Genomic DNA, 23,832 nt, shown 5'->3' on the forward strand with positions numbered 1-23,832 from the left:
ATAGGCTATCCATCATGCGCGTTGCAAGCTCCACCCTGTACCAGCAAGGCCTGGCGTCGATGAACCTGCAGCAGGGCTCGCTGCTGCACATCCAGCAACAGCTCGGCACCGGCCGCCGCGTCCTCACGCCGTCCGACGACCCGGTCGCCGCCACCCGCGCCCTCGGCGTCAGCCAGGCCCAGGCGGTCAACGGCCAGTACGCCACGTCGCGCAGCCAGGCCAACATCGCGCTGGCGGCGGAAGAAAACGCGCTGCAGTCCGTGACCACTGTCACGCAGAACATCCAGACCTTGCTGGTGCAGGCCGGCAACGGCACCATGAGCGACGCCGACCGCGGCTCGCTCGCCACCGCGCTGGAAGGGCTGTACAACCAGCTGGTCGGCCTGGCCAACTCCGATGACGGCAACGGCCAGTACCTGTTCGGCGGCACCCGCTCCGGCACGGCGCCGTTCACGCAAGCCCGCGGCGCCGGTATGTACATCGGCGACACCGGCCAGCAACTGCTGCAGGTCGACGTCGCACGCCAGATGCCCGCGGGCGACAACGGCCGCGACGTGTTCATGAGCGTCACCGGCGGCGCCGGCTATGTGATCAAGGGCAACAGCGCCAACACCGGCAGCGCCACCTTCGGCGCGGTCTCGATCACCGATCCCAGCGACCCGCTGCACGGCAAGTCCCTGAAGGTCACGTTCCAGGCCAACGCCAGCGGCCAGATGGAATACAGCATCACCGACATGGACGCCCCGGCGCCCGCCCCGGCGCTGGCCGGCCCGACCGCCTACAACTCCCCGACGCGCATCGAACTCGGCGGCGTCACCTTCAACGTCACCGGCGAACCCGGCAACGGCGACACGCTGACCATGGAGCCGGCCCGGGAAGCGGGCACCGACATGTTCGGCAACCTGCAGACGGTGATCGACACGCTGCGCCAGCCCACCACCACCCCCAGCGACACGGCCCATCTGGGCAACGTGCTGGCCACCGCGACGCGGCAGTTCTCCAATTCGCTGGACAACGTGCTGACGGTGCGTGCCTCGGTAGGCTCGCGCATGCAGGAACTGGATGCGCTGAACGATGTCGGCACCAACCGCGACCTGACGTATTCGCAGACGCTGTCGGGGCTGCAGGACCTGGATTATGCGGCGGCGATTACCGAGTATTACCAGCGGCAGACTGCGCTGCAGGGGGCGCAGCAATCGTTTATGCAGATTCAGGGGATGAATTTGTTTAAGTATTTGTGATGGGGCAGGGGCTGTAGCTGTCGGTGTGTGCACTCACAATAAAGTCAGCACAGATGCGCCAATAAACCTGGCACAACGGCCCGCCAATCGCTTGGAAGCCTTGTCGGGCCTAGCTATGCCGCCTTTAATGGTAAACTTGCGCAGCCGCGATCCCGCCATTTGAGGGACTTCAGTGAGACCCGAAGCTCGGCTGCATCAGCAGCATGGGTACATTGAATCCGTTGCGCTCCATTCAGGCGGACGAGTGCACAAGTGCCGCTTCGAAATCCGAACACCAGCTCCCGGCTAGTCGCATTGCAAGCTGCCATCTAATGCGGCAGTTTACTCCTTGCCCAGCCCTTCTTGCGAAGGCTTAGTCCGCCCAGGTTGAAGGGGTGCGCATCTGGACCTCGCTGGTTCATTGACTCGCGGCCGATTGATGCACGGCTGTCACAGTCCACTCAAGTGACTGCTCGAGACAATAAGTGAGCAATCGCTATCCGAGCGCCAACCGTCTGATGGGTTGTCGAACTTAGCATTGGAGTCTACCGACGCTTCCCCGCCATAACGTTGAAAGGCTGCTCGATGTTTTGCTGCGAGGACAAGTCAATGCGCTGGCGAATCGCGTCTGGCCTCATGGTCGCCTGAGCAAAATGTGCCTCGACGCGGGCTCGTGCAGCGTCCAACTCGGCCCTAATGTCGTCCAGACGCTTCTTCCGGCGGCTGATGCGGACCGTCTCGAGAGATGACGATCCCTCCGAAAATGCCATCTCCAATAGGAAGTTGGCCTCCTCGCACGCCTGGGCAAATGGCGATAGCTTCGCAGATGGCCGCTTTTTGTTCGGTTGAGATTTGTTTCGCTTTCCCATGTCAACACTGTCAATGCGGGCGAAGTGCTAGATAGATCGTTCTACTACGAGCTGGCCACATGCCATATCTAGTCGCATTAGTTCGCGCTTACCATCTGGATGCTCGCGTACTGCGCGGCCAGGATAGCGCGGATCAGCTATGTAGATAGCACGACCTTCCCTCAGATGGCGCGCGGCCTCTCCGCCATCATCGTTGGAAATCATCATCTCAAATGCAGCAAAAAATTGTTCCTCCTCATCCGGTGAGGCGTCGTCTAGGGTTCCTATATCAACCATGACCGCTCCAAGGTGAATGGCTCTCCCGAGCAAAAAGATGTAGCGAAACCAAACGTCACTCGGGAGACATAAATGTCCGGCTAAGATTGCGATGGGCGGGGAACACCCACGGGTTGGTTCGAAGAGCGATCGCGATTTTCGCGTTATTTCGGTGGCGAGTTACCAGTACCATTGGACAGAATCCTCGTTTCACGACTCGAAACCAAGGGGATTGAATATTAGAACGGATCATTCCGTAAATTGTCTGGAATTTACGTCAACAAGGAGATGCCATACTTGTTCCGCCTGCGCATTGGGTGGGCGCACATGATTCGAGAACCAGTCGCCGCTGTCTACTTGGCACTCCAGGCCAGTAATGTCGCCACATCGCCATTCTCGAAGCGCTATTACGCGCTCCAATTGCCAAGACGGTGTACCGTTGTGATACGGCGAGATTAGTATGGAAACAGAGCCTACTCTGTTTGGTGATGATGAAAGAACGCCATGGAGGCGTTCAAAATTAGCCGACATAATCCACTCACTGCGTACTGAGTCGTCGCAAACGTGAATTAGTTCGATGAGCAGGCTTGGCCTCGCACTCGCGAAGGAAAAGCATTCCCACGCGACAGCGGGGCGGGCTAGCGCTTGGACGAATCGAAGCAGCCGCACCTATATCAGCTCGCTTGAGAGAGGTTTGAAAAGCCCCACCTTGGACAAGGTGGATCAGATAGCAACGGCGTTGGCAATCCACCCGCTTACTCTCTTGGCCTACAGCTATCTTGGGTCGAGAGATAGCGACGAGATTGATGGAATCTTGGGTCAGATGAGGGACGAGTTGCTCCAACTTGTGGGCAGGTCTTGATTGATATCAGGCTAGACGAGGCGACGGTCGACTGCTACTCCTTCGACAATCGAGTCCCGTCCAACGCCCTACGGGCGCGGCGCCGGCCCAACGCCTGCGCGGAGCTCGCGTGATCGCGTCCAATCCTAGCCAGAAGTGAACAGAGGGGGCAGCTACACGTGCAATGAGTTTGGCACTGTGCATGCTTTTCCTAGTTGTAAAGCCAGTTCTCAAGCTCCAAGCCGGGATAACTGGCAAATCCCCGCGTTGTTGGTGACCAGCACCGCGTCGAGGGTGACCGCGTGCGCAGCAATCGGCTTGTCCAAGTGATTTTTCATTCGCTCGCGCGTAGCCATCACGGATGGGGCCGTGGGCTTCTGCCGCCGAAGCGTCGAGCGGCGCCACCGGCCTGTACTCGGTCAGCGCAGCCAGGTTCCGGCGTTCGCGAGCGCGGTTTGCGGACACGGCAACGCCGTACGTCTGCTCGGCATACGTGATCGCAGACATGACCATATCGCCCACATAACTTTGCGCAAAGCGCTTTGCGAACTGTTCAGGCTGGTTCCTCATGGAGGGTTGGCCGCAATTCGTGAAAAATCCGCCACATCTCCGCTAACCAACTGATTTTGATAAAAAATCAGCCGTTCGTGATGCGCGGGAACGGGCGCTGTGAGCGCGAAGACAGGCCCTGCGAAGCAAGCGTTGCCACCGACAGCGAAAGCCCGAGCAGTGGCAGCGCCGGCGCTAGAACATAGGGGGCGCGTCAGAAAATATTGCACGCTCAGCCATGGGAACCCTAGGCCAGGCGCCGGTTACCGGGCCGCGAAGGCCTGATTCATCTGGCGTGCCCGCTTGACCTCGTCGCTTTGCAGATAGATCGAGGTGTGGCCACTGAAGCGTGACGAAGGTTGTAGGGATCTCGGGGAAAACCACTATTTGATAGCATGTCAAAAATAAATACATTATTGGCATGGTCTCAAATAAATTCAGTAGAGGCGGATCCTTTTCCTGGTCAACAGGGGGGGCGCGGCTGCAAATCATGAGACCGCACGCCCCGGGGAGACGTCGAGACTGCTCCGGCGGCGCCATTCCCAACACCGGAGGAGCCATGAAAAGAATCCTGTCCATCGCGGGCGCCATGCTCGCGGCGGCGGCAACGCACGCCCATGCGCAGTCGTCGGTCACGCTGTATGGCGTGGCCGATGCCGGCATCGAATATCTCAACCACGTCCCCAATGCGGCTGGGCAGGGCGAGAACCTGTTCCGCATGACCTCGGGCAATATCGCCGGCAGCCGCTGGGGCATGCGTGGCGTCGAGGACCTTGGTGGCGGACTGAAGGGCGTGTTCGTGCTGGAAGGCGGCATGGTGCTGGACTCCGGCATGGCATCGCAAGGCGGGCGGATCTTCGGGCGCAAGGCCTATGTCGGGGTGGACAGCAGCACCTTTGGCCAGTTCACCATGGGCCGGCATCACAACCTGATGTTCGACCTGATCATCACGTTCGACCCGATGTATTTCGCGCCCAAGTACTCGTCCTTCAGCCATGACCCGTGGCTGGCGGGGCGGGTCGACAATGCGGCCAAGTACACGGGCAAGTTCGGCGGCCTGACGGTGGCCGGGCTGTACAGTTTCGGGGTCGATTCGACCGTCGCCAACGGCTCGGAGGTGCCCGGCAACAGCCGCGTCGGCCGCGACATGAGCGCGGGCTTCAGCTATCAGGCGGGCAAGTTCCGCGTTGGCGGTGTCTATGACCAGCTCAATGGCAATTCGGCGGCCAAGGCGGGGCTGACCGAGCGCCGCTATGTCGGTGCGGCAGCGGTGGATATCGGCCCGGTGACGGCCTACCTGGGCTACCGGCGCCTGGTGAGCCAGTTGCTCGCGTCGATGACGCGCACCGACCTGATCTGGACCGGTGCGAACTGGAATATCTCGCCCAGCCTGGCGTTGACCGGGGCGGTGTACAAGACCAACGACCGTACCTCGGCCAAGGACCCGGTGTCGTTCGTGTTGTCGGCCGACTACCGGCTGTCGAAGCGTACCGATGCGTACGTGACGGCTTCGTATACCAAGAACAAGGGTGGATCAGCGCTTGGGGCGAACGGGTATGACGGTTCGGTGCTGCCCGGTGCAAACCAGATCGGCGCCGTGATCGGCATGCGCCACAGCTTCTGAACCAGAATCCTCTCGTTGTCTTCTGTGCGGCGTAACCGTACTTTGGCGGCACGCGCCGGGCGGCGCGTGCCCCTTCTTTTCCGGCGGCGCCGGGACCATGCAAGGTTTACCTTATTTGACTAGCTATCAAATAAAACCTAAATTATTGAGATGGTAGCATTTACCACAGGAGACATCGTGACAGACCAAGACAAGGGGCAGGTAACAGCAGGGATGCGAGGCGCATCATGGGACGCGCGCCTGATGTCCCGCCCTTACCAGATGGTGCCTTATGCACTCGGCACGGCAGACGGGCAGCGCACGCTTGGCTTCCTGTTCACGTTGACAGGCAAGGAAAAGACCGTGGTCTCGCTGATGCATCCGCGCGAGATGGCGATCACGCACTACCTGGTGCCGTTCGTGCTCGATGCCGGCTGCGCCTGCTGGGTGCAGGGCCCGCGCTCGATCGGCAACGACCTGCGCCTGGAGCATGAGCTGGCGCTGCTCGACGTGGCCGCCGGCATGACGCACCTGCGCGAGCTGGGCTACGAGCGTATCGTATTGCTGGGCAATTCCGGTGGCGCGGGGCTCTATACCTTCTATAACCAGCAGGCCCAGATGCCGCCCGAACAGCGGATCGCGCGGACCCCGGGCGGCCGCCCGACCAACCTTGCCGAGGCGCAGATGCCGGAGGTGGACGGCATGATCCTGGTCTCGCCGCATCCCGGCCAGGGCAAGCTGCTGATGAGCGGCGTCGATCCTTCCGTGACCGACGAAGACGACCCCATGCAGACCGATGCGTCGCTGGACCCGTTCTCCGCGGCCAATGGCTTTGATGCCGCCAGCGGACGCGGCCAGTACGCGCCGGCGTTCATCGAGCGCTACCGTGCGGCGCAGGTCGAGCGCGTGGCGCGCATCGATGCGCGGGCGAAGCAGATGCTCAAGGCAAAGCATGAAGCGCGGCAGCGCATCAAGACGGGTACGGGCTCCGATGCGGACCGCCGCGTTGCCGCCCATGCGCCGATCTTCCAGGTCTGGCGCACCGATGCGGACCTGCGCTCGTGGGATATTTCGCTCGATCCATCGGACCGCAAGACCGGATCGCTGTGGGGCAAGGACCCGTTCGTGTCGAACTGGGGCAGCGTGGGCTTCGGACGCGTGGTGACGCCGGAATCGTGGCTGTCGACCTGGTCAGGGCTCTCGTCCAACGCGGCGCTCGACAAGACCCTCGGCGCGCTGCACCAGCCCACTCTGTTGTTGGAATACACCGGCGACCAATGCACGTTCCCGGCGGATATCGATGCGATCTACCGCCAGATCCCGAGCGAGCGGAAACAGCATATCCGCGTGCGCGGCAATCACCACGGCATGGCACTGAGCCGGGACGAAGAGCCCGGCCAGCGCATCGCCGGCCGCCACATCATCGAATGGCTGCGCGCAAACATGGTGTAAGCGCGTCGAATACAAAGCAACAGAGCGGGGCGCCGTCCCCCCCGACATTGCCGCGCGCTGCTCCATGACAGAGAAGGGTAGACACACATGTTGCAGAACCACACCGTACGCCCCCCGCAGTTGCTGGCCGGGGTCCGATATCCCGATGAAGACCGCCTGCGCCAGTATGTCGCCGAAGGCGTGCTGACCGGCGAGTCGCTGGCCGGCGCGTTCCAGGCGTCGTTCCGCCGCCATGCCGACCGTCTGGCGCTGGCCGGGCCGGAAGGCGAGCTGACCTACAGCGACCTCGACGAGCAGACCGACCGCCTGGGCGCCGCGCTGCTGGCACTGGGCATGAAGCCGCTGGACCGCGCGGTGTTCCAGTGCGGCAACTGCAATGAGTTGTTGCTGACCTTCTTTGCCTGTTTGAAGGCCGGCATCATCCCGCTGTGCTCGCTGCAGGCGTTCCGCAAGCTGGAGATCGGCTACCTGGGCAACCTGTGCGAGGCGCGGCTGCATCTGGTGCAGGGCGACGACCCCAAGTTTGACGACGTGGCGTTCGCACAGGAGATGCAGGCAGAGGTGCCAAGCCTTGCCTATATCCTGCAGGCCCGCGGCGAGCGACGCGGCAACGCGGTCTTGCTGGCCGACCTGATCCGCGACATGCCGCTGGACCAGGCGCGCGCGCTGCTGGCCGAGGTCAGCCACGATCCCTTCCAGGTGGCGGTGTTCCAGCTCTCCGGCGGCTCCACCGGCGTGCCCAAGATCATCCCGCGCTTCCAGAACGAGTACCTGTACAACATGCGCGCGGTTGCGGCATGCAACGGTTACACGCAGGACGACGTGCTGTTCTTCCCCACGCCGTGCATGCACAACCTGAACATGGGCTGCTTCTTCGGCCCGTTCCTGCTCAATGGCGCCGCCGTGACCGTGACGCCGGATATCGGCGAGGAAAACCTGCAGCGGCTGGTGCGGGACTATCGCCCGACGTGGTTCGGTGTGGCCGGCCCCATCCTCACGCGCATTGCGCCGGAGCTGGCCAGGGCCGATGCCGCCGGGCGCGCCCGCCGCAACTTCGTTGCACCCAAGAACGCGGCCGGGTTGACCCGGCTGACCGGCTCGCCCACGCACCATATCTTCGGCATGACCGAAGGGGTGATCATGTTTGCGCGCCGCGACGACCCGCAGGAAATCCGCGATACCTCGATCGGCAGCCCGGTATCGGCCTGGGATGAGGTCAAGATCGTCCATCCAGGTACGGAAGATCCGGTTGCCGACGGCGAGGCGGGCGAGGCGCTGTTCCGCGGCCCCTACACCATCCGCGGCTACTACAAGTCCGAGCAGGAAGACGTCACGCGCTTTACCGCCGACGGCTTCTACCGCTCCGGCGATCTGATGTCGTCGCGCGTGGTCGATGGCAAGCGCTACTACTTCTTCTGCGGGCGCATCAAGGACGTGGTCGACCGCGGCGGCGAGAAGATCAACGCCGAAGAGCTGGAAAACGTCATCAACCTGCATCCCGCGGTGCTGGCCTCGGCCGTCGTGGGGATGCCGGACCGCGTATACGGCGAGCGCGTTTGCGCCTTTATCGTGCCCAAGCCGCCCGCCACCGGCCTGACGCTGCCGCAGCTCACCGAATACCTGCAGCAAGCCGGCCTGGCCAAGTTCAAGTGGCCGGAGCGGCTGGAAGTCATCAGCGAATTTCCGCTGACCGCTTCCGGCAAGCTCAGCAAGGCGCTGTTGCGCCAGCAGATCATCCAGCTGCTCGAGACCGAAGCGGCTCGCAGCACCACCACTGAAGGGAAGTGATATGACCGAAGCGACGAACCCGGGCGCAGTGCCGTCCGTGCAGCTGCATGGTGTCCACCATACCGCGCGGCCGACCTGGAAGCTGGCCGAAACCGTGCATTTCTACCGCGACCTGCTGGGCCTGCCGCTGGTGCACGCGATCTCGGCCAAGGGCTGGGGCCCGGACAACCATGCCGATTTCCTGCACTTCTTCTTCGACAGCGGCAACGGCAGCACCATCGCCTTCTTCTACTATATCGGCACCGAGCGGCCTGACTGGCTGACCGTGCGCGAGCACTACCAGGACCGCGCCACCCATACCGCCTGGCGCGTGCGCGACGAGGCCGAGCTGCTGCTGTGGCGCCAGCGCGTGGAGGCAGTGGGCATTCCGCTGCGCTACCAGATCCGCCACGAGGTGATCGAGTCGATCTACTTCAACGACCCCAACGGCTACCCGATCGAGATCACATGGCAGGTGCGTCCGTTCAGCGAAGCCGACGCCCTCGACGCGAAGCTGACCGTCGACGCCGCCATCGCGCTGGAGAACGAGTCTGGGGACGGCAAGCCGTTCGGCTCGATCGAGCCGGTGTGGCAGCGCAAGGCTGCCACGATCGGCACGGCCGCGCAGGCCGCCGGCAAGGCGTCGGTGTTCGTGCTGGACGTGCCGGAGTTTGGCGCGCTGATCGACGTGGCGGGCAAGACCGAGGGCTACACCACCACCGCACTGGGCAACGGCTACGTGCGCATCGACGGCAACCCGTGCATCAGCTTCCGGCGCAAGGCGCTGGGCTTCAAGCCGGCGGTCTGGTACGGCGCGCTCACCGGTGGCCTGGCCGGACGCATCGAGCAGTTCGACATGGACGCACTGGTCATTTCTCCCGGGGACACAAAATGAAGATCGCCATCATCGGGGGCGGGCCGTCGGGCCTGTTCCTGTCGATCCTGCTCAAGGAGCGGCTGGCTGAGGTCGACATCGACATCTACGAGCAAAACCCGGAAGACGCCACCTTCGGCTTTGGCGTGGTGCTAGCCGATACCGGCCTGTCCAGCCTGCGCGCCGCATCGCCGACGGTGGTTGACGAGCTCGCCAGGGCGATGCGCTTCAGCGACCGCCACTCCATCGTCAGCCACGAGTTCCCGATCACGATGAAGCGGCCCGGCGCCGGCGGCGGCGCCATCCCGCGCATCCGCCTGCTGCAAATCCTGCAGGCGCGTGCGCGTGAACTGGGCGTGCGCGTCACCTACAACCAGCGCATCAGCGATTTCTCGGCGATCGAGGCAGACCTGGTGGTGGGTGCGGATGGGGTCAACTCGCTGCTGCGCGGTGCTAACGAAGCGGGCTTCGGCACCCGGCGCCACAGCCTGACCAACCACTTCGCCTGGTATGGCGTGGAGAAAAGCCTTCCCGAACCCGGCGCTGGTGTTCCGCAAGCACGAGGGCGGTTACTTCGTCGCGCACTATTACCCGTATTCGGACTCGATGAGCACCTTCGTTGCGGAATGCGACCACCAGACCTGGGTCGATTTCGGCATGGAGTCGATGACGCAGGAACAGCGCCAGGCGCTGTTCGAGCGGGTCTTTGCCGCCGAGCTGGGCGGCTACCGGCTGGTGTCGAACAACTCGGCGTGGCGCCAGTTCCCGGTGGTGGTCAACGATACCTGGCATGTCGGCAACCAGGTGCTGATCGGCGATGCGCTAACCAGTGCGCACTTCTCGATCGGCTCCGGCACGCGCATCGCCATGGAGGATGCGATCGCGCTGGCCGATGCCATCGTTGCCTTCCCGGACGACGTGCAGGCGGCACTGCGCCGCTACGACACCGTGCGCCGTCCCGAGAAGGCAAAGCTGATCCGCGCCTCGGAGGCCTCTTACAACTGGTATGAGCGCATCCGTGAATGGATGGACCTGGCCACGCCGCATGAGTTTGTGTTCCGCTTCATGACCCGCACCGGCCGCGTCGACCTGAACCGGCTCAAGGAACAGTACCCGAACCTGCTGGCCGAGCTGGCGGCGGCCGGCGTGCCGCTGGCGGCGGGGCAGCAGCCATGATCCGCGCGACCGAGTATGTGCTGAGCGACGAACCCTTCGTGGTGCGCCGCACGGTGCGCTGGGGCGACTGCGACCCGGCCGGCGTGGTCTACACGGGCCGGTTCACCGACTACCTGCTGGGCGCGGTCGGCCTGTTCTCTGACCATATCGCCGGCGGCGCCGGCCGCCTTGGCGCATTGCACGGCGTGGGCACGCCATGCAAGGCCATGCGCTTCGAGTTTATCGGCACGCTGTGGCCGGATGACGTGATCGACATCGAGTGCTGGGTGGAGTCCATCCGCACGCGGTCCTACGACATCCGCTGCACGGCCCGGCGCCCGGACGGCTCGCCGGTGTTCGAGGCGACCTTCTCACCCATCTGCGTGCGGCTCGACGAGCGCGTCGGCACCCCCATCCCGGACTCGCTGCGCACGGCGCTGTCGGCCTTCCTGCGACCCGCCGCATAGCGCGGTTCTTCCCGCAAATCATCATGCAATACAGAATCGGACAGATTGTTCCCAGCTCCAACATCACCATGGAGCGCGAGGTGCCGGCCATCTTCGCCGGCCGCATGCAGGTGCTGCCTGAACGCTTTTCCTTCCACTCCAGCCGCGTGCGCATGCACCGGGTGGTGGCCGAGGAGCTTGAGAAGATGAACCGCGACATGGGCCGCTGCGCGCAGGAGCTGGCCGATGCGCGCGTCGACATCATGAGCACGGCGTGCCTGGTGGCCACCATGTGCATGGGCAAGGGCTACCACCGCCAGGTGATCGAGGACCTGAACGCGGCCATCGACGGGGTGCCTTACCAGCCGGCGATCATGACCTCGGCCGGCGCGCTGGTGGAGGAACTCAAGGACTTTGGCGCAAAGCGCATCGTACTGCTCGCGCCGTACAGCGACGCACTGACGAAGACTGTGGTCGAGTACATCGAAAGCGAAGGCATTGCGGTCAAGGATGCCATCAACTTCTCGATCCTCGACAACCTCGACGTCGGCGCGCGCGACCCGATGCAACTGCTGGAAGACGTCAAGCGGCTGGATACCGCCGGCGTTGACGTGGTGGTGCTGTCCGCCTGCGTGCAGATGCCGTCGCTGCCGGCGATCGAGCAGGCCCAGCTGGCACTGGGTCTACCCGTGACATCGACCGCGGTCTGCACCGCGCGCCAGATGATGCGCCGCCTCGGCATCCGCGCCGAGGCGCCCAATGCCGGCGCGTTGCTCGGCAGCAAGGCCGGACTGGCCTGAACGTAGCGCTGGCGCCATGACCGCCGCCCGCAGAGGCGGCTCGTATCCTGGAACGGAGACAACCCATGCAACAAGCCCTCCAACCGGCGCCCCCCGCCGGCAGATGGACCTATGCCGCCGTCATTCTCGGCGCGGCGCTGGGAATGCTGGCGGGCTATGCCCCGCTGTTCAACGCCACCGCGGGCGTGTTCGTACAGCCGCTGGCCGCGGAGTTCGGGTGGGGGCGCTCGGAAGCGTCGCTGTCCTATGCGGCTTCGATGTTCGGGCTGGCGATCGTCAGCCCGCTGGTCGGTACCATGATGGACCGCTTCGGCATCCGCCGGGTGATTTCCGTGTCCGCGCTGGTGTTCGGGCTGGCCACGGCGTGCATGGCGCTGCAGAACGGCAGCAAGGCGCTCTGGGTCAGTCTGTCGGTGGTGGTCGGCGTATTCGGCGCGGCGACGTCCGTGCTGGGCTACCTGGCGGTGCTGCCGCAATGGTTTGACCGCCGGCTGGGCCTGGCGCTCGGCATCGCCATGTGCGGGCTGGGTGCCGGCACGGTGCTGATGCCGGCGACCGCGCAGTATCTGGTGACCGGCTACGGCTGGCGCACCGCCTATGTGGCGCTGGGGATCGGATCGATCGTGCTGTCGCTGCTGGCCTGCGCGCTGTTGCGGGAGCGGGGCGGGGCTGGTGCGGCCCGGACCAGGGCGCAGGCGACGGCCGCGGACGGCGTTCCGCTCAGGCAGGCTATGCGCAGCTATCGCCTGTGGGCGATCTGGGCGGTATTCGTGCTGGGGTCCTCGGCTACGCTGTCGCTGGGCCCGCACTTGCCGGCGATGTTCGCCGACAAGGGCTTCAGCCCCGCCGATGCGGCCCGCAGCGCTTCGATGGTCGGTGTCGGCCTGCTGATCGGCCGCCTCCTGACCGGCGTGCTGATCGACCGCATCCATGCGCCGTTCGTCGCCTGTGTGTTCTTCTTCGGCGGCGCAGTGGGGATCTATTTGCTTGGCGTGACCAATGACTACCAGATGCTGCTGGTGGCCACCACGCTGATTGGCCTGACCATCGGCGCGGAAGGGGACCTGATCTCCTTTCTGGTCCGCTCGTACTTCGGGCTGCGCTCGTTCGGCGCGCTGTTCGGCATTGCGTTCTCGGGCTACGGCTTTGGCGCGGTGATCGGGCCGGTGGGGCTGGGCCTGTGGTTCGACCGCCATGGCAGCTATGGGGTGCCACTGCTGGTGCTGCCGTGCATGCTGCTGCTGGCCGGTGCGCTGACTTTGTCGCTGGGCCGCTACCGGCGCCACGGCGCAAGCGCCGCCAGCCTGCCAGAGCCGGCGGGGGCGTGATTTTCCGAACGCGGGCGTGGCGGGGTAGAATTCCCATGGCCGCAATTTCCTTGCGGCCATGCCTTCGAACGGTCAACCCAAAATGCCTGCCGCCCGCAAATCCCCAGCCGCTGCCAGCAAGACGCCCTCATCGCTGACTGCGCCGAATGCGCCACGCCGCCGTGGCCGGCCGCCCAAGACGGATTCGCCGATCGGCGCCGAGCCCATGCTCAGCCGCGTGGCCATCCTCCAGCACGCGATCAGGCTGACCAAGAGCGTACCGCTGGACCAGATTTCCATGGTGCAGCTGGCCAAGGATTTCGGTGTCGCGCCTGGCTTGATCCACTATTACCTGGGCGGCCGCGACCAGCTCGTCTCCGGTGTGCTCAACGACTACTACCGCCAGCGCGTCGGGCGCCTGCCTTCGCTGACGGGCGACTGGCGTGCCGATGTGGAGGGCATCGCCCGGCTGAGCTTCGAAGTGGCGATGGAGAACCCCGGCGTCAGCATCTATGTCGCGTCACACAACCGGTTCCGCCTGTTCCAGGATGTCGAGCCGGGCGAGACGGACTACGGCATGGAGTTCTTCAATCGCATGACGTCGGCCATCATGCAGGGCGCCTTCACGGCAGAGCAGGTGGCGCTGGGCTACCACCTGATTGCGCAGTACCTGGTTTCCGCCAGCATGGCGGAAGCCTCGCGCCAGCTGCCGGCCTATCACCAGAGCTTTATCGAAAAGAAGCTGGATTCCGCCTCTGAACTCCAGTATCCCGGCGCGCGCTTTGTCAGCAAGGCCTTCTCCCGGCTGTCTTCCGATACCGCGTTCGAAGAGGGCCTGCGCATCACGCTGGATGGCATCGAGGCGTGGAAGCAGGACAAGCGCCAGCCCGCACGCAAGCCGCGCAGCAAGGCTGCCTGAGGCCAATCCCCATATCCCTCCGACCGATCAGGCGGTGCGCCGCATGACGCGCGCCTGAGGCGTCCGTTCTGCGCCAACAACCCGTAGTGGTAAGTCCTTATTTGATATGTAGGCAATTAATCTAAAATTAATTGTCGCTATATCAAATAAAAATCGCCACGCCGCCCCCGGCAGGCCATGCACTACATACGGGAGACAACATGAAACGTCGCGCCTGCCTCGGGCTGCTTCTTCTGGCCGGGCTGACTGCCACGGCTTCTGCCAACGCTGCTGCATATCCGGACAAGATGGTGCGCATCGTCGTGCCATCGATCGCGGGCAGCGCGCCCGACATCATTGCGCGGCAGGTCGCCGAGCGCCTGACCGCCGCCTGGAAGCAACAGGTCATCGTCGAGAACAAGCCCGGCGGCAACGGCATCGTCGCCATGAGCGCGCTGCGGCAATCGGCGCCGGATGGCTACACCCTGGGCCTGTTCCACGCCGCCGCTGCCGTGATCACGCCGATGATGTACAAGGAGGCGAAATTCGATATCCAGCGCGACACGGAAGTCGCCTCGACGCTGGCCTACACCCCAATGATGTTCGTTGCCGACCCCAAGGCCGGCTACCAGAGCCTTGCCGATGTGCTCAAGGCCGGCAAGGCCAGTCCCGACGACATCGCCATCGGCAGCCCGACGCGCGGCTCGGTGCCCCACCTGACCGCCGAGATGATGGGCCAGTTGCAGAAGACAAAATTCCGCCAGATCGGCTTCAGCGGCACCACGCAGGCGATACAGGCCGTGGTGAAGGGCGATGTGCCGGTCTATGTCGACGGCATCGCACCGCTGGTGCCGCTGGTGCGCAGCGGCCGGCTCAAGGCGCTGGCGGTCACCTCGGACACCGCGCTGCCGGGGCTGGACGGCATCCCGCTGGCGAAAGACATGGCGCCTGGCCTGGTCGTCAAGGGCTGGTTCGCGCTGTTTGCGCCCAAGGGCACGCCCGCCGCGGTGCTTGATGAGGTCAACGCTGCGGTCAGCCGCACCCTGGCGCAGCCCGCCTTTGTCGAACGGCTGAAGGAGCTTGGCACCTATCCGATGGCGCAGGGCCGCGAGCCGAGCGCACGGTTTGTGCAGGCGGAGAAGATGCGATGGGAGCGGGTGATCCAGGAGGCGGGCGTCAAGCCTGAGTAATTTAACCAACGAGGACGTGCTAACAATGAATCGAAACGGAATGCGTGTCTCCTGGCGACGGGCGTCATCTGCGGCGCTGCTCGCCGCCTGTGCGACGATCTGCGTCTTTTCCCCTACTGCAGCCGCGCAGCAAGCCAGCGCACCGGCCGGTGCCAGGGCCGGGGCCCACCTTGTCCTGCTGGGCACGTCTGGGGGGAGAACTTCCTGGCGCGGCGTGCAGGCTGCCGGCATCTCGTCGGCCGTGGTGGTGAATGGCCAGGTTTACCTGGTGGACTTCGGCGCGGGCTGGCTCCGGCGCTATTTCCAGGCAGGGCTGGGTGCGCCGCCGCCCGCGCGCGGCCTGGAATCGCTGCGGGCTGCCTTCATTACCCACCTGCATGCGGACCACGTGGTGGACTACCCGTCGCTGGTACTGTTTGGCGCCTCGGACGGGCTGAGCGAGCGCAAGACGCCCGTGCGCGTGTTCGGGCCTGGCGCTCGCGGAAAGCTCCCGCCTGTCAGCGGCAGCACGTCCGGTGTCTCGGCGATCGTCTCACCGGAAAGCCCGACTCCCGGTACCCTCGCCATGACCGAGTCGATGTACCGGGCGTTTGCAACTGACATCAACGACAACATCCTGGAAAGCCGCAAGCCCAACCCGCATACGCGGGTCGAGGTGCAGGACATTGCCATTCCCGCGCAGGCCGACATCGATCCCAACACCAACCCGGCGCCGGACATGGCACCGTTCCCGGTCTACCAGGACGAGAACGTCAAAGTCACCGCGACGCTGGTCAGCCATCCTCCAGTGTATCCGTCATTTGCCTTTCGCTTTGATACCGCAGAAGGATCGGTCGTCTTCTCCGGCGACACCAGCCCCAGCCGCAACCTGATCCGGCTGGCTCAGGGCGCGGATGTGCTGGTGCACGAGGTGATCGACACCGCGTGGGTCGACGCCTTGTATCCGAAGCCGCGCAATGCGGCGCAGGAGGCCAAGGCGCACCACCTGGTGCATTCCCATACCGCGGTGGAGGATGTAGGCGCGGTCGCGCAGGCTGCCAATGTGAAGGTACTGGTCCTGTCGCACCTGGCGCCGGCCGACAACGCGGAGGGACGCTGGGCGAGGGCGAAGGAGGGATTCAGCGGAGACGTCCTGGTAGGGAAGGATCTGCAGTGGATTCCCTTGCGCGCGAAATCACGAACCAACGCGGAACAATAGGGGAATCCACCGGGCGTCAGCGCTGCCGGCGCTGACGCAGAAGATTGGCGTCGACGCGGCGGCGAGGCGCGGCAGCTGTTGCCCTCGAAAGGCTCGATTCCATAGCTATGCCGAAACGCGGTTTCGACATGCAGGATCTCTTGATCCAGTTCGCAAATTTGCTCCTCCAGGATCTTGTTGTAGTGTTTCAGCCGATCTTTAGGGTTGACCGCTATTCGCAAAAATCCGCCACATGTCCGACAACCCACTGATTTGTATAGAAAATCAGCCGTTCTTGCTGCGCAGGAACGGACGCTGAGGGTGCCAAGGCAGGCTCCGACGCCAGTCGCACATGGTTGGGAGAAGATCTAGGCAGTCGTGTCGCAAAGCTCTTCGCCGAAGGACTTTGGCTACCTCAGGAAGGACTTTCTCTCGAGAGACTGTTGTCTGACGAATTGCGGACGCACGAGCCTGAATCGGCGGAAGGCTAACGCAGAATCGAGAAGGGGTGGCGGCGAAGAGGGCGCCTTCCGACATCCAAAACTTCGAATTGACTAGAGGCCAGTCGCCGATATGAGAGAGTTGTTGGCTTAGGCGCTGCAGACGGGCGAGAAGGAGGAGCAGAGCGAACTCACGGCAGCCGCTGCCGGGCTGCAGGCGTATCGGAATTTCCAATGCGCCATGCTCCATCCAAGGGCACGAGGCTCGTCCCGCTCTAGGGCCGTTGATTCGGAGACTACCTTGCCTCGAACGACTGACTTTCCCAGACCATTGAATTCTCTGAATTTATTGTCGCAAAGCGGAATGTGGTATTTGAGCCGCTTGTTGTATCGCACGTGGTGCGGGATGCGAGATAAGCCATGGATTTATAAGGGTATTGTTGAGTCTTCGCTTTTTTTGTACGGATTTCCCAAGCTTTATTGTTACGCATCAGTGAGATGCCGACGGACAATATAGTTGCCTAAACGCGTACAACATAGTTAGTAAAATCACTGTTCCGACTCACCTGAAACCCTTGCGGGGCAACGGTTTGGCCGACTATATTGTCCACGCATACTGCCGCCATCCGAGCGTTCTCCGATAAAATTAGACCGCTCGAATTTGTCATCTTGGCACGGCGGAGATTCGCACCCTCAATCGCAAGGATCGTCGCTATCGCGCGCTTGCTTCGACCTCGCAATCAATCGCGAACCTCGCAGAGCTGCGCGGCTACCGCTCGATGTCTTGGTAGACAGAATAGCAGTCTTCCGGACCTGTACAAGTGATGCGTTTCGCGTCGCGAGCCCTAGCACCGCTTGGGTAGAAGACGAACGTCATCCCGGGCCGCCGACGGGATGATGCCGCAGGGCTTCGTTGAGAATCTCCAAATACTGCTGACGCTTAACAGGCTGCTGAAATACCTCCAGCGGAAGTCAGCGCGACAGCCGGGTGAAGCGTTGATTTGAGGATCCCATCCAACCTCACATTTATGCGCGGCGCAGACACCTTCTCCGAAAGCCTGTTCACCATGCGGAGGCTGGATGATTTCGTGCCAAAGTCCCACCCGCTGCGCTCGATCCGCACTATGGCCAACCTGGCGCTGGTGAAGATGAACCGGTTGTTCGCGCAGATGTACGAGGCCGACATTAAGGGCGGCCGGCCCAGCATCGCGCCGGAGAAGTTGCTGCGGGCCATGCTGCTGCAGGTGCTCTACAGCATTCGCTCCGAACGCCAGCTCATGGAGCAGACGCAATACAACCTGCTGTTTCGCTGGTTCATCGGGCTGTCGATGGACGATACAGTTTGGGTGCCCACGGTCTTTACCAAGAACCGCGAACGGCTGATCAAGCATGATGCGGTGATCGAGTTCTTCAACGAAGTGCTGGCCATCGCGCAGAAGAAGGACTGGCTGTCGGGCGAGCACTTCAGCGTCGACGGCACGCTGATTCAAGCGTGGGCGGGCCACAAGAGCTTCGTGCGCAAGGATGGCGGCGACGAAGACGACAACGACGGCGCCAACTTCAAGGGTCGCAAGCGCGGCAACGACACGCACGAGTCCAAGACCGATCCCGATGCCAGGCTCTACCGCAAGGGCAAGACCGCCAGTGCACTGCGCTACATGGGTCATACCCTGAGCGACAACCGCCACGGCCTGGTGGTGAGCGCGATGGTCACCAATGCGGACGGACATGCCGAGCGCGAGGCCGCCAAAGTCATGCTAAATGATGCCAGGCAGGTGGCTGAGGACCTGGATGTGGAAGTCACCGTGGGCGCGGATAAGGGCTACGACGCCGAAGAATTCATTCAGGCATGCCTGGAGATGAAGGTGACGCCCCACGTGGCACAGAACACCTCGGGGCGGCGCTCGGCCGTTCCGGACGAGATCGCCAACAGCACCGGTTATGCGATCTCGCAGCAGAAGCGCAAGTTGATCGAACAAGGCTTTGGCTGGGCCAAGACCGTGGGGCGCATGCGCCATGTGATGGTGCGCGGCCTGAAGAAGGTTGACCAGATGTTTGTGCTGAGCATGGCCGCCTACAACCTCGTGCGCATGCGCTCGCTGGGACAAATCCGTCCGCAGTTGCCGTAATCGCGGTAATGAGGCCGGAATCAGGTACCAAATCGCTGATAAAGTCGATGCAGTGACGTTCGGCTTCCGGATTGTGAAAAATCACAAACCAATCAGCCTTGCAGGGGAAGCTTCGCCGCTTGCGCGGCGAGTACTTCAGCAGCCTGTTAAAGACGTGACGTGCCATTGCATCCTCTTATGGAACGATGAGGCTGAACGAGACCTGAGCTGCGTAGAAGCAAGCGTCATCAGACGCAATACTGAAGCATTTGCACCTGTAAGGTACTCCACTTCTGTAACGTACCCGTAGAGTTGGTGCAGCGTCAGCGCGATTGCGCACGACCTCGAATACCCGCCTTCACAGTGCACCACGATAGTTGTCACCTGTGCCGGTAACTCCCGCACGAACTCCCGAATCGCTTCGGTATGCTCCGGCCGGAAGGCATATGCGAGTTTCTCCATCCTCCTAGCCGAAAGCTCCGGGCTCATGAAGTCGACATCCGCGAAACAGAGCCGCAAAGCCCGCTCGAATCCATCTAGGCTAGCCAACGGACGTTCAGGCGCAGTCACCGAGATGACAGCCACCGACTCCAATCGCGGCAGCCTCTCGGCCACGCCCCTCGACACAGCCAACACCTGGCGTGTTCCGTCCTTCGGCGGGCGGTACAGCTTGTCGATGGCATCCTTCAGTTGAAGCGGCACGCGACGCCCTCCTTGGTTGCCCGCTCAGGCCTGCAGCAGCACGCCGAGCCGCCGGATAAGCCAATCCAACTCTTCCTCTGAACACTAGCCCTCCTGAGACACGGAGATGCGCACCCGCCTGAGCGTCTGTTCGCGTGAATGCTCAGGATGCTTCCTGGCGTCCTTTTGCGCGACAAGAAGGAGTTGTTGCGCCAGGTCTTCGCAGATGTCCCAGCGCTCAAACCGCTCTTCCTCGGTCTGGCCGACGACATATCGCCCGTCTACCTCGCGAGCACATATCTTGGGCTGAGCACCCGTAACTACGGCGGGGATCTTGATTCGAGGGCAGTCCTCGGGAACGTCATCTACAGAAGCGCTTCGGAGACGACGGCATCATCCGTCTGATCCGGGCGTATCTGAACAGCGGGCTGATGGATGGTGGGGTGGTGCTGCAACGGTACGAGGACACACCGCAGGGCGGTCCCCTGTCGCCGTTGCTGGCCAACGTGCTGCTTGATGAGGTGGACAAGGAGTTGGAGCGCCGAGGCCATTGCTTCGTGCGCTATGCCGATGACGCGAACGTGTACGTACGCAGTCAGCGGGCAGGCGAGCGAGTGATGGCGTTGTTGCGGCGGCTGTACGGCAACCTGCGTTTGAAGGTCAACGAGGCAAAGAGCGCGTTTGGCCGCAAATTCCGCGACTACAGCTTCTGGGTGGCCGCAGGTGTGGTCAAGCGGAAAGTGGAAGTTAAGCCGCTGCTGACATTCAAACAACGCATCCGCGAACTGACCCGCCGCTCAGGCGGGCGGAGTCTGCAGGAAGTGGTGGACCGGCTGCGACCCTACGTTATGGGCTGGAAGGCCTACTCCCGCTTGGCGCAAACACCCAAGGTCTTGCGAAAGCTAGACGAGTGGATGCGGCACCGGCTGCGGGCCATCCAGCTCAAGCACTGGCGACCCTTCGCGAGTTCGATGAATGACTTGAGGTCGCTCGCCGGGAGACTCGGAGAGCCCACTAGCACGGACACTGGCTTGGCCACCGGCGTAATGGGCGTGAAATCGGTCTTCGTGTTGTACTCTCCAGCAGTTCTGTGTCATAGGCTTATGGCCTCGGTGGTCGGTCGTTCATTCCAGCGGGTAGCGCCTAATAAGTGCACCGAGACGATCGCTGTCCTCGCGTACTTGGGCCGCGAAGGCGGCTGGGTCGTTCACCACCGGCTCCGCACCCGAGCTGGCGATGGTCTGGCGTACGTCGGGATCCTTTACGGCCTCGCGCAGTGCGGCCACGATGCCCTGCTGGATCCGTACGGGCGTGCCCTTGGGCGCGAAGAGGCCAAACCAGGTCACCGATTGGAACTGCGGGTATCCTGCCTCCGCAGTTGTGGGCACGTCGGGGAGCGCGGCGGCACGCTGGCGGCCCTGAGTCGCCAGGATGCGCAGGGTGCCGGCCTTGTGGTGCGGCAACGCGGCGGTGATTCCGGTGAAGGCGAAGTTCACGTTGTTCGCAATCATGTCTGTGACGATTGCGCCCGTGCCGCGGTAGTTGACTGTGATGAGACCGGGCAGCGGCACCTCGGCCGCGATCTGCTTGGCACTCACCTTGGCAAGCGTCTCGCCGCTGCCAATGGCGCAGGGCTTCGGTGCCTTCTGGCAGTACTGGAACAGCTCGGACAGCGTCTTCACCGGCAGCTTTGCGCTAGCGACAATAGCCGCCGGCGATTGCGACACGGCCGTTACGGGGGTCAGCTGCGAGAGGGGGTCGATGCCCTTGAGCCCCGGTGTGTACTTCGTGAGCACAATTGCCGGCACCTGGAGCAGCAGCGTGTAGCCGTCAGGCTTGGCCTCCATCACGCGGCGCGTGCCGATGAGGCCATCGGCGCCGGGCAGGTTCTCGACCACCACCGGCTGCTTCCACAGTACGCCGAGCTGCTTGGCCACGGCGCGCGCCGTCGCGTCCGTGCCGCCGCCGGCGGCGTAGGGGACGATCAGGCTCACAGGCCGGTCTGGCTGCCAGGGGGCGGTCTGCGCCAATGCGGTATTCGCTATGAAAAAAATCGCAGCTCCCGCAAGCAGGGCGGGTACTGCAGTCCGATTTGACTTGAAAAGCTGAGGCATGTCTGTCTCCGTGGGCGATGCCCTTGTTGTTCTCGTCGTTGTCGACGGTGGTTAGTGGCTCAGGGCCGCGGACGCCCCGAGGGCCAGGCCCATGGCCGACGCTGCCGGTCGCTGGCTTGCCATTCGCGAATCAGTTCGTCGTCCTTAAGGGTGAGGCCGATGTCGTCCAGCCCGTACAGCAGCGCCTCGCGGCGCAGCGGGTCGATGGTGAACGGCGTGATGTTGCCGTCGGGCGCGGCGACAGTGCGGGCCTTGAGGTCCACCGTGATTGCCGCACCGTTCGCGCACCGTGTGGCTAGCGCCTGCACCTGCGAAATGGGCAAGGTGATGGGCAGCACGCCATTCTGGAAGCAGTTGTTCCAGAAGATGTCGCCATAGCTTGGCGCGATCACGCAGCACACGCCGATGCCCTGCAGGGCCCACACCGCGCCTTCGCGCGAGGAGCCGCAGCCGAAGTTCTCGGCCGCGAGCAGCACGGGCGCGTCGCGAAAGCAAGGAGCATTCAGCACGCAGTCCGGATCCTCGCTGCCGTCGGGCCGGCGGCGCAGTGCTTCGAAGGCATAAGGGCCGAGCTCGGTTTTGTCTAGCGTGGTCAGGCGCTCGATGCGGATGATGACGTCGGTGTCCACGTTCGGCCGCATCAGCGGCACGGCGGGGCCGGTAATGGTGGTGAAAGGAGTATTCATGCCAGGATCCTCGCATCAGTGATGCGGCCAGTAATCGCCGCCGCAGCAGCCATAGCAGGACTGGCCAGATGGGTGCGCGAGCCTGGTCCCTGGCGGCCAACGAAATTACGGTTGGAGGTTGAAACGCATCGCTGCTGCGACGGGATCTGTTCGCCGTTTGCAGCTACACACATGCTGCAGCCCGGTTCGCGCCACTCGAAGCCGGCCGCGACGAACAGCTCATGCAGGCCCTCGGCCTCAGCGGCGCGCTTTACGGCTTCTGAGCCCGGCACAACCCAGGCGCGCACGCCATCGGCGACGTGGCGGCCGCGCGCGATCTCGGCAGCTGCGCGGAGGTCCGTGAGGCGTGAGTTTGCGCAGGAGCCAATAAACACCCAGTTCACCGGCGTGCCAGCAATTGGTTCGTTGGCCGCCAAGCCCATGTAGTTGAGGGCGATGCCCCAGGCCTCGCGGTCGGCGGTAGTGGCTGCTGTCAGTGGGTCGGGGATGGCGCCATCGATGGCAATGGCGTGCTCGGGGCTGGTGCCCCACGTGATGGTGGGAGCGACAGTGCGGACGTCGACGTACACCTCATGGTCGAAGGTGGCATCTGAATCGGTGGCGAGGCTCCGCCAGTACTCCGCTGCAACCTCGAATGCCTCGCCGTCGGGTGCCCGAGTCCGGCCGCGCACCCAGTCGATCGTCTTCTCGTCAGGGGCGACAAGTCCAAAACGGGCACCCAACTCCACGCTGAGGTTACAGAGAGTAAGCCGGTCCTCGACATCTAATGCCTCCACCGCGGCGCCAGCAAACTCGATGGCGTTCCCTACACCTGCAGCAGCGCCTAGCCTTCCGATGAGGTGCAGTGCCAAGTCCTTGGCCGTCACGCCCCGCGCCAATTGGCCGTCGCATCGAATGCGCATGCGCTTAGGCTTTTTCTGCCGCAGCGTCTGAGTGACAAGCGCGTGAGCACTTTCTGAAGAGCCGACGCCAAACGCCATCGCCCCAAGGCCGCCATTGGTACACGTGTGGCTGTCGCCACAGATCACGCTGAGGCCGGGGAGCACAATTCCCTGCTCCGGTCCCATCACGTGGACAATGCCCTGGCCGGGCTCCCCAAGGTCAAACAGTTCTATGCCCATGGTGCCGGTAAGTTTCTTCAGACCGGCATGCAGTCTGCCACCCAGCGGGAACGTGGTGGCTACGCGGCCCGGTTGGCTCGAGACAGCATGATCGGGGGTGGCAAATACCAGTTCGGGGTTGTGCAGGGATCGGCCTTGCATGCGGACAGCGTCGAGTGCGGGTGGCCCCGAGAGGTCATGCAACAGGTGGCGGTCGATGTGCAGCAGCGCCCAGCCGTCACCAAGTTCCCGAATGACGTGGGCATCCCATAGCTTGTCGAAGAGTGTGCGGCCCGGCAT

Annotated in this window: 19 protein-coding genes and 3 pseudogenes; 16 read left to right on the forward strand and 6 right to left on the reverse strand. The window is 63.3% G+C overall.

The annotated features are described in order from the left end of the window. The first annotated feature begins 14 nt into the window (after positions 1-14). Together flgL and JTE92_RS01275 are read left to right on the forward strand one after the other, a co-directional pair. Positions 15-1,241 (forward strand): flagellar hook-associated protein FlgL, encoded by a 1,227-nt coding sequence (flgL, locus tag JTE92_RS01270; RefSeq protein WP_063240988.1) that lies wholly within the window; start codon positions 15-17, stop codon positions 1,239-1,241. Between the two features lie 1,680 nt (positions 1,242-2,921). Continuing rightward, complete coding sequence (locus JTE92_RS01275; RefSeq protein WP_116386882.1) at positions 2,922-3,206, forward strand: helix-turn-helix domain-containing protein; 285 nt, start codon at positions 2,922-2,924, stop codon at positions 3,204-3,206. Between the two features lie 190 nt (positions 3,207-3,396). On the opposite strand, the pseudogene JTE92_RS30300 reads toward JTE92_RS01275, so the two are convergent. Further along, a pseudogene (locus JTE92_RS30300) lies at positions 3,397-3,755 on the reverse strand (type II toxin-antitoxin system VapC family toxin). Positions 3,756-3,997: 242 nt separating this feature from the next. Beyond that, positions 3,998-4,095: pseudogene (locus JTE92_RS30745) on the reverse strand (integrase); the annotation flags it as partial. 198 nt (positions 4,096-4,293) lie between these two features. Here JTE92_RS30745 and JTE92_RS01280 point away from each other — a divergent pair. From JTE92_RS01280 to JTE92_RS01335, 12 genes are all read left to right on the forward strand, one after another. Continuing rightward, positions 4,294-5,358, forward strand: a complete 1,065-nt coding sequence (locus tag JTE92_RS01280; RefSeq protein ID WP_063240986.1) for a porin — start codon at positions 4,294-4,296, stop codon at positions 5,356-5,358. Positions 5,359-5,601: 243 nt separating this feature from the next. Beyond that, positions 5,602-6,789: an alpha/beta fold hydrolase gene (locus JTE92_RS01285; RefSeq protein WP_063240985.1), complete on the forward strand. Its 1,188-nt coding sequence runs from the start codon at positions 5,602-5,604 to the stop codon at positions 6,787-6,789. A gap of 87 nt (positions 6,790-6,876) precedes the next feature. Continuing rightward, positions 6,877-8,577 carry an AMP-binding protein gene (locus JTE92_RS01290; protein WP_063240984.1) on the forward strand — a complete coding sequence of 567 codons (1,701 nt, stop codon included), beginning with the start codon at positions 6,877-6,879 and terminating at the stop codon, positions 8,575-8,577. A gap of 1 nt (position 8,578) precedes the next feature. Then, a complete protein-coding gene (locus JTE92_RS01295) occupies positions 8,579-9,451 on the forward strand; it encodes a VOC family protein (RefSeq protein WP_063240983.1) in 873 nt (290 codons plus the stop codon). Positions 9,452-9,940: 489 nt separating this feature from the next. Beyond that, the gene (locus JTE92_RS30305; protein ID WP_232353393.1) at positions 9,941-10,606 is read left to right on the forward strand and encodes an FAD-dependent monooxygenase; all 666 of its coding nucleotides are present in this window, start codon (positions 9,941-9,943) and stop codon (positions 10,604-10,606) included. Beyond that, complete coding sequence (locus JTE92_RS01305) at positions 10,603-11,052, forward strand: acyl-CoA thioesterase (RefSeq protein ID WP_063240982.1); 450 nt, start codon at positions 10,603-10,605, stop codon at positions 11,050-11,052. The genes JTE92_RS30305 and JTE92_RS01305 overlap by 4 nt, the downstream gene beginning before the upstream one ends. Positions 11,053-11,075: 23 nt before the next feature. Further along, positions 11,076-11,831, forward strand: coding sequence for a maleate cis-trans isomerase family protein (locus JTE92_RS01310; protein WP_063240981.1), 756 nt, complete (start codon positions 11,076-11,078; stop codon positions 11,829-11,831). Positions 11,832-11,896: 65 nt separating this feature from the next. Further along, a complete protein-coding gene (locus tag JTE92_RS01315; RefSeq protein ID WP_063240980.1) occupies positions 11,897-13,159 on the forward strand; it encodes an MFS transporter in 1,263 nt (420 codons plus the stop codon). Positions 13,160-13,241: 82 nt separating this feature from the next. Next, positions 13,242-14,057, forward strand: a complete 816-nt coding sequence (locus JTE92_RS01320; RefSeq protein WP_063240979.1) for a TetR/AcrR family transcriptional regulator — start codon at positions 13,242-13,244, stop codon at positions 14,055-14,057. A 200-nt stretch (positions 14,058-14,257) separates the two neighbouring features. Then, positions 14,258-15,226, forward strand: coding sequence for a Bug family tripartite tricarboxylate transporter substrate binding protein (locus JTE92_RS01325; RefSeq protein ID WP_063240978.1), 969 nt, complete (start codon positions 14,258-14,260; stop codon positions 15,224-15,226). Positions 15,227-15,440: 214 nt separating this feature from the next. Then, positions 15,441-16,424, forward strand: coding sequence for an MBL fold metallo-hydrolase (locus JTE92_RS01330; RefSeq protein WP_239477791.1), 984 nt, complete (start codon positions 15,441-15,443; stop codon positions 16,422-16,424). 1,447 nt (positions 16,425-17,871) lie between these two features. Then, a complete protein-coding gene (locus JTE92_RS01335; RefSeq protein WP_063242167.1) occupies positions 17,872-18,972 on the forward strand; it encodes an IS5 family transposase in 1,101 nt (366 codons plus the stop codon). Positions 18,973-19,107: 135 nt separating this feature from the next. Here the strand turns inward: JTE92_RS01335 and JTE92_RS01340 are convergent, their stop codons facing one another. Further along, positions 19,108-19,653 (reverse strand): hypothetical protein, encoded by a 546-nt coding sequence (locus JTE92_RS01340; protein WP_232353392.1) that lies wholly within the window; start codon positions 19,651-19,653, stop codon positions 19,108-19,110. Between the two features lie 165 nt (positions 19,654-19,818). On the opposite strand from JTE92_RS01340, the gene JTE92_RS01345 reads away from it, so the two are divergent. Then, positions 19,819-20,037 (forward strand): hypothetical protein, encoded by a 219-nt coding sequence (locus JTE92_RS01345; protein WP_157096926.1) that lies wholly within the window; start codon positions 19,819-19,821, stop codon positions 20,035-20,037. Further along, positions 19,998-20,624: pseudogene (locus JTE92_RS01350) on the forward strand (group II intron maturase-specific domain-containing protein); the annotation flags it as partial. The gene JTE92_RS01345 and the pseudogene JTE92_RS01350, both read left to right, overlap by 40 nt. A 132-nt stretch (positions 20,625-20,756) precedes the next feature. On the opposite strand, the gene JTE92_RS01355 reads toward JTE92_RS01350, so the two are convergent. The 3 genes from JTE92_RS01355 to leuC are packed head-to-tail and all read right to left on the reverse strand — an operon-like array spanning position 20,757 to position 23,832. Next, positions 20,757-21,746 carry a Bug family tripartite tricarboxylate transporter substrate binding protein gene (locus JTE92_RS01355; protein ID WP_063239404.1) on the reverse strand — a complete coding sequence of 330 codons (990 nt, stop codon included), beginning with the start codon at positions 21,744-21,746 and terminating at the stop codon, positions 20,757-20,759. 59 nt (positions 21,747-21,805) lie between these two features. Beyond that, positions 21,806-22,432: a 3-isopropylmalate dehydratase small subunit gene (gene leuD / locus JTE92_RS01360; protein WP_063239405.1), complete on the reverse strand. Its 627-nt coding sequence runs from the start codon at positions 22,430-22,432 to the stop codon at positions 21,806-21,808. Further along, the gene (leuC, locus tag JTE92_RS01365) at positions 22,429-23,832 is read right to left on the reverse strand and encodes a 3-isopropylmalate dehydratase large subunit (protein WP_063239406.1); all 1,404 of its coding nucleotides are present in this window, start codon (positions 23,830-23,832) and stop codon (positions 22,429-22,431) included. The genes leuD and leuC overlap by 4 nt, the downstream gene beginning before the upstream one ends.

This window comes from Cupriavidus oxalaticus, from assembly GCF_016894385.1.
GTDB classification, from domain to species: domain Bacteria; phylum Pseudomonadota; class Gammaproteobacteria; order Burkholderiales; family Burkholderiaceae; genus Cupriavidus; species Cupriavidus oxalaticus.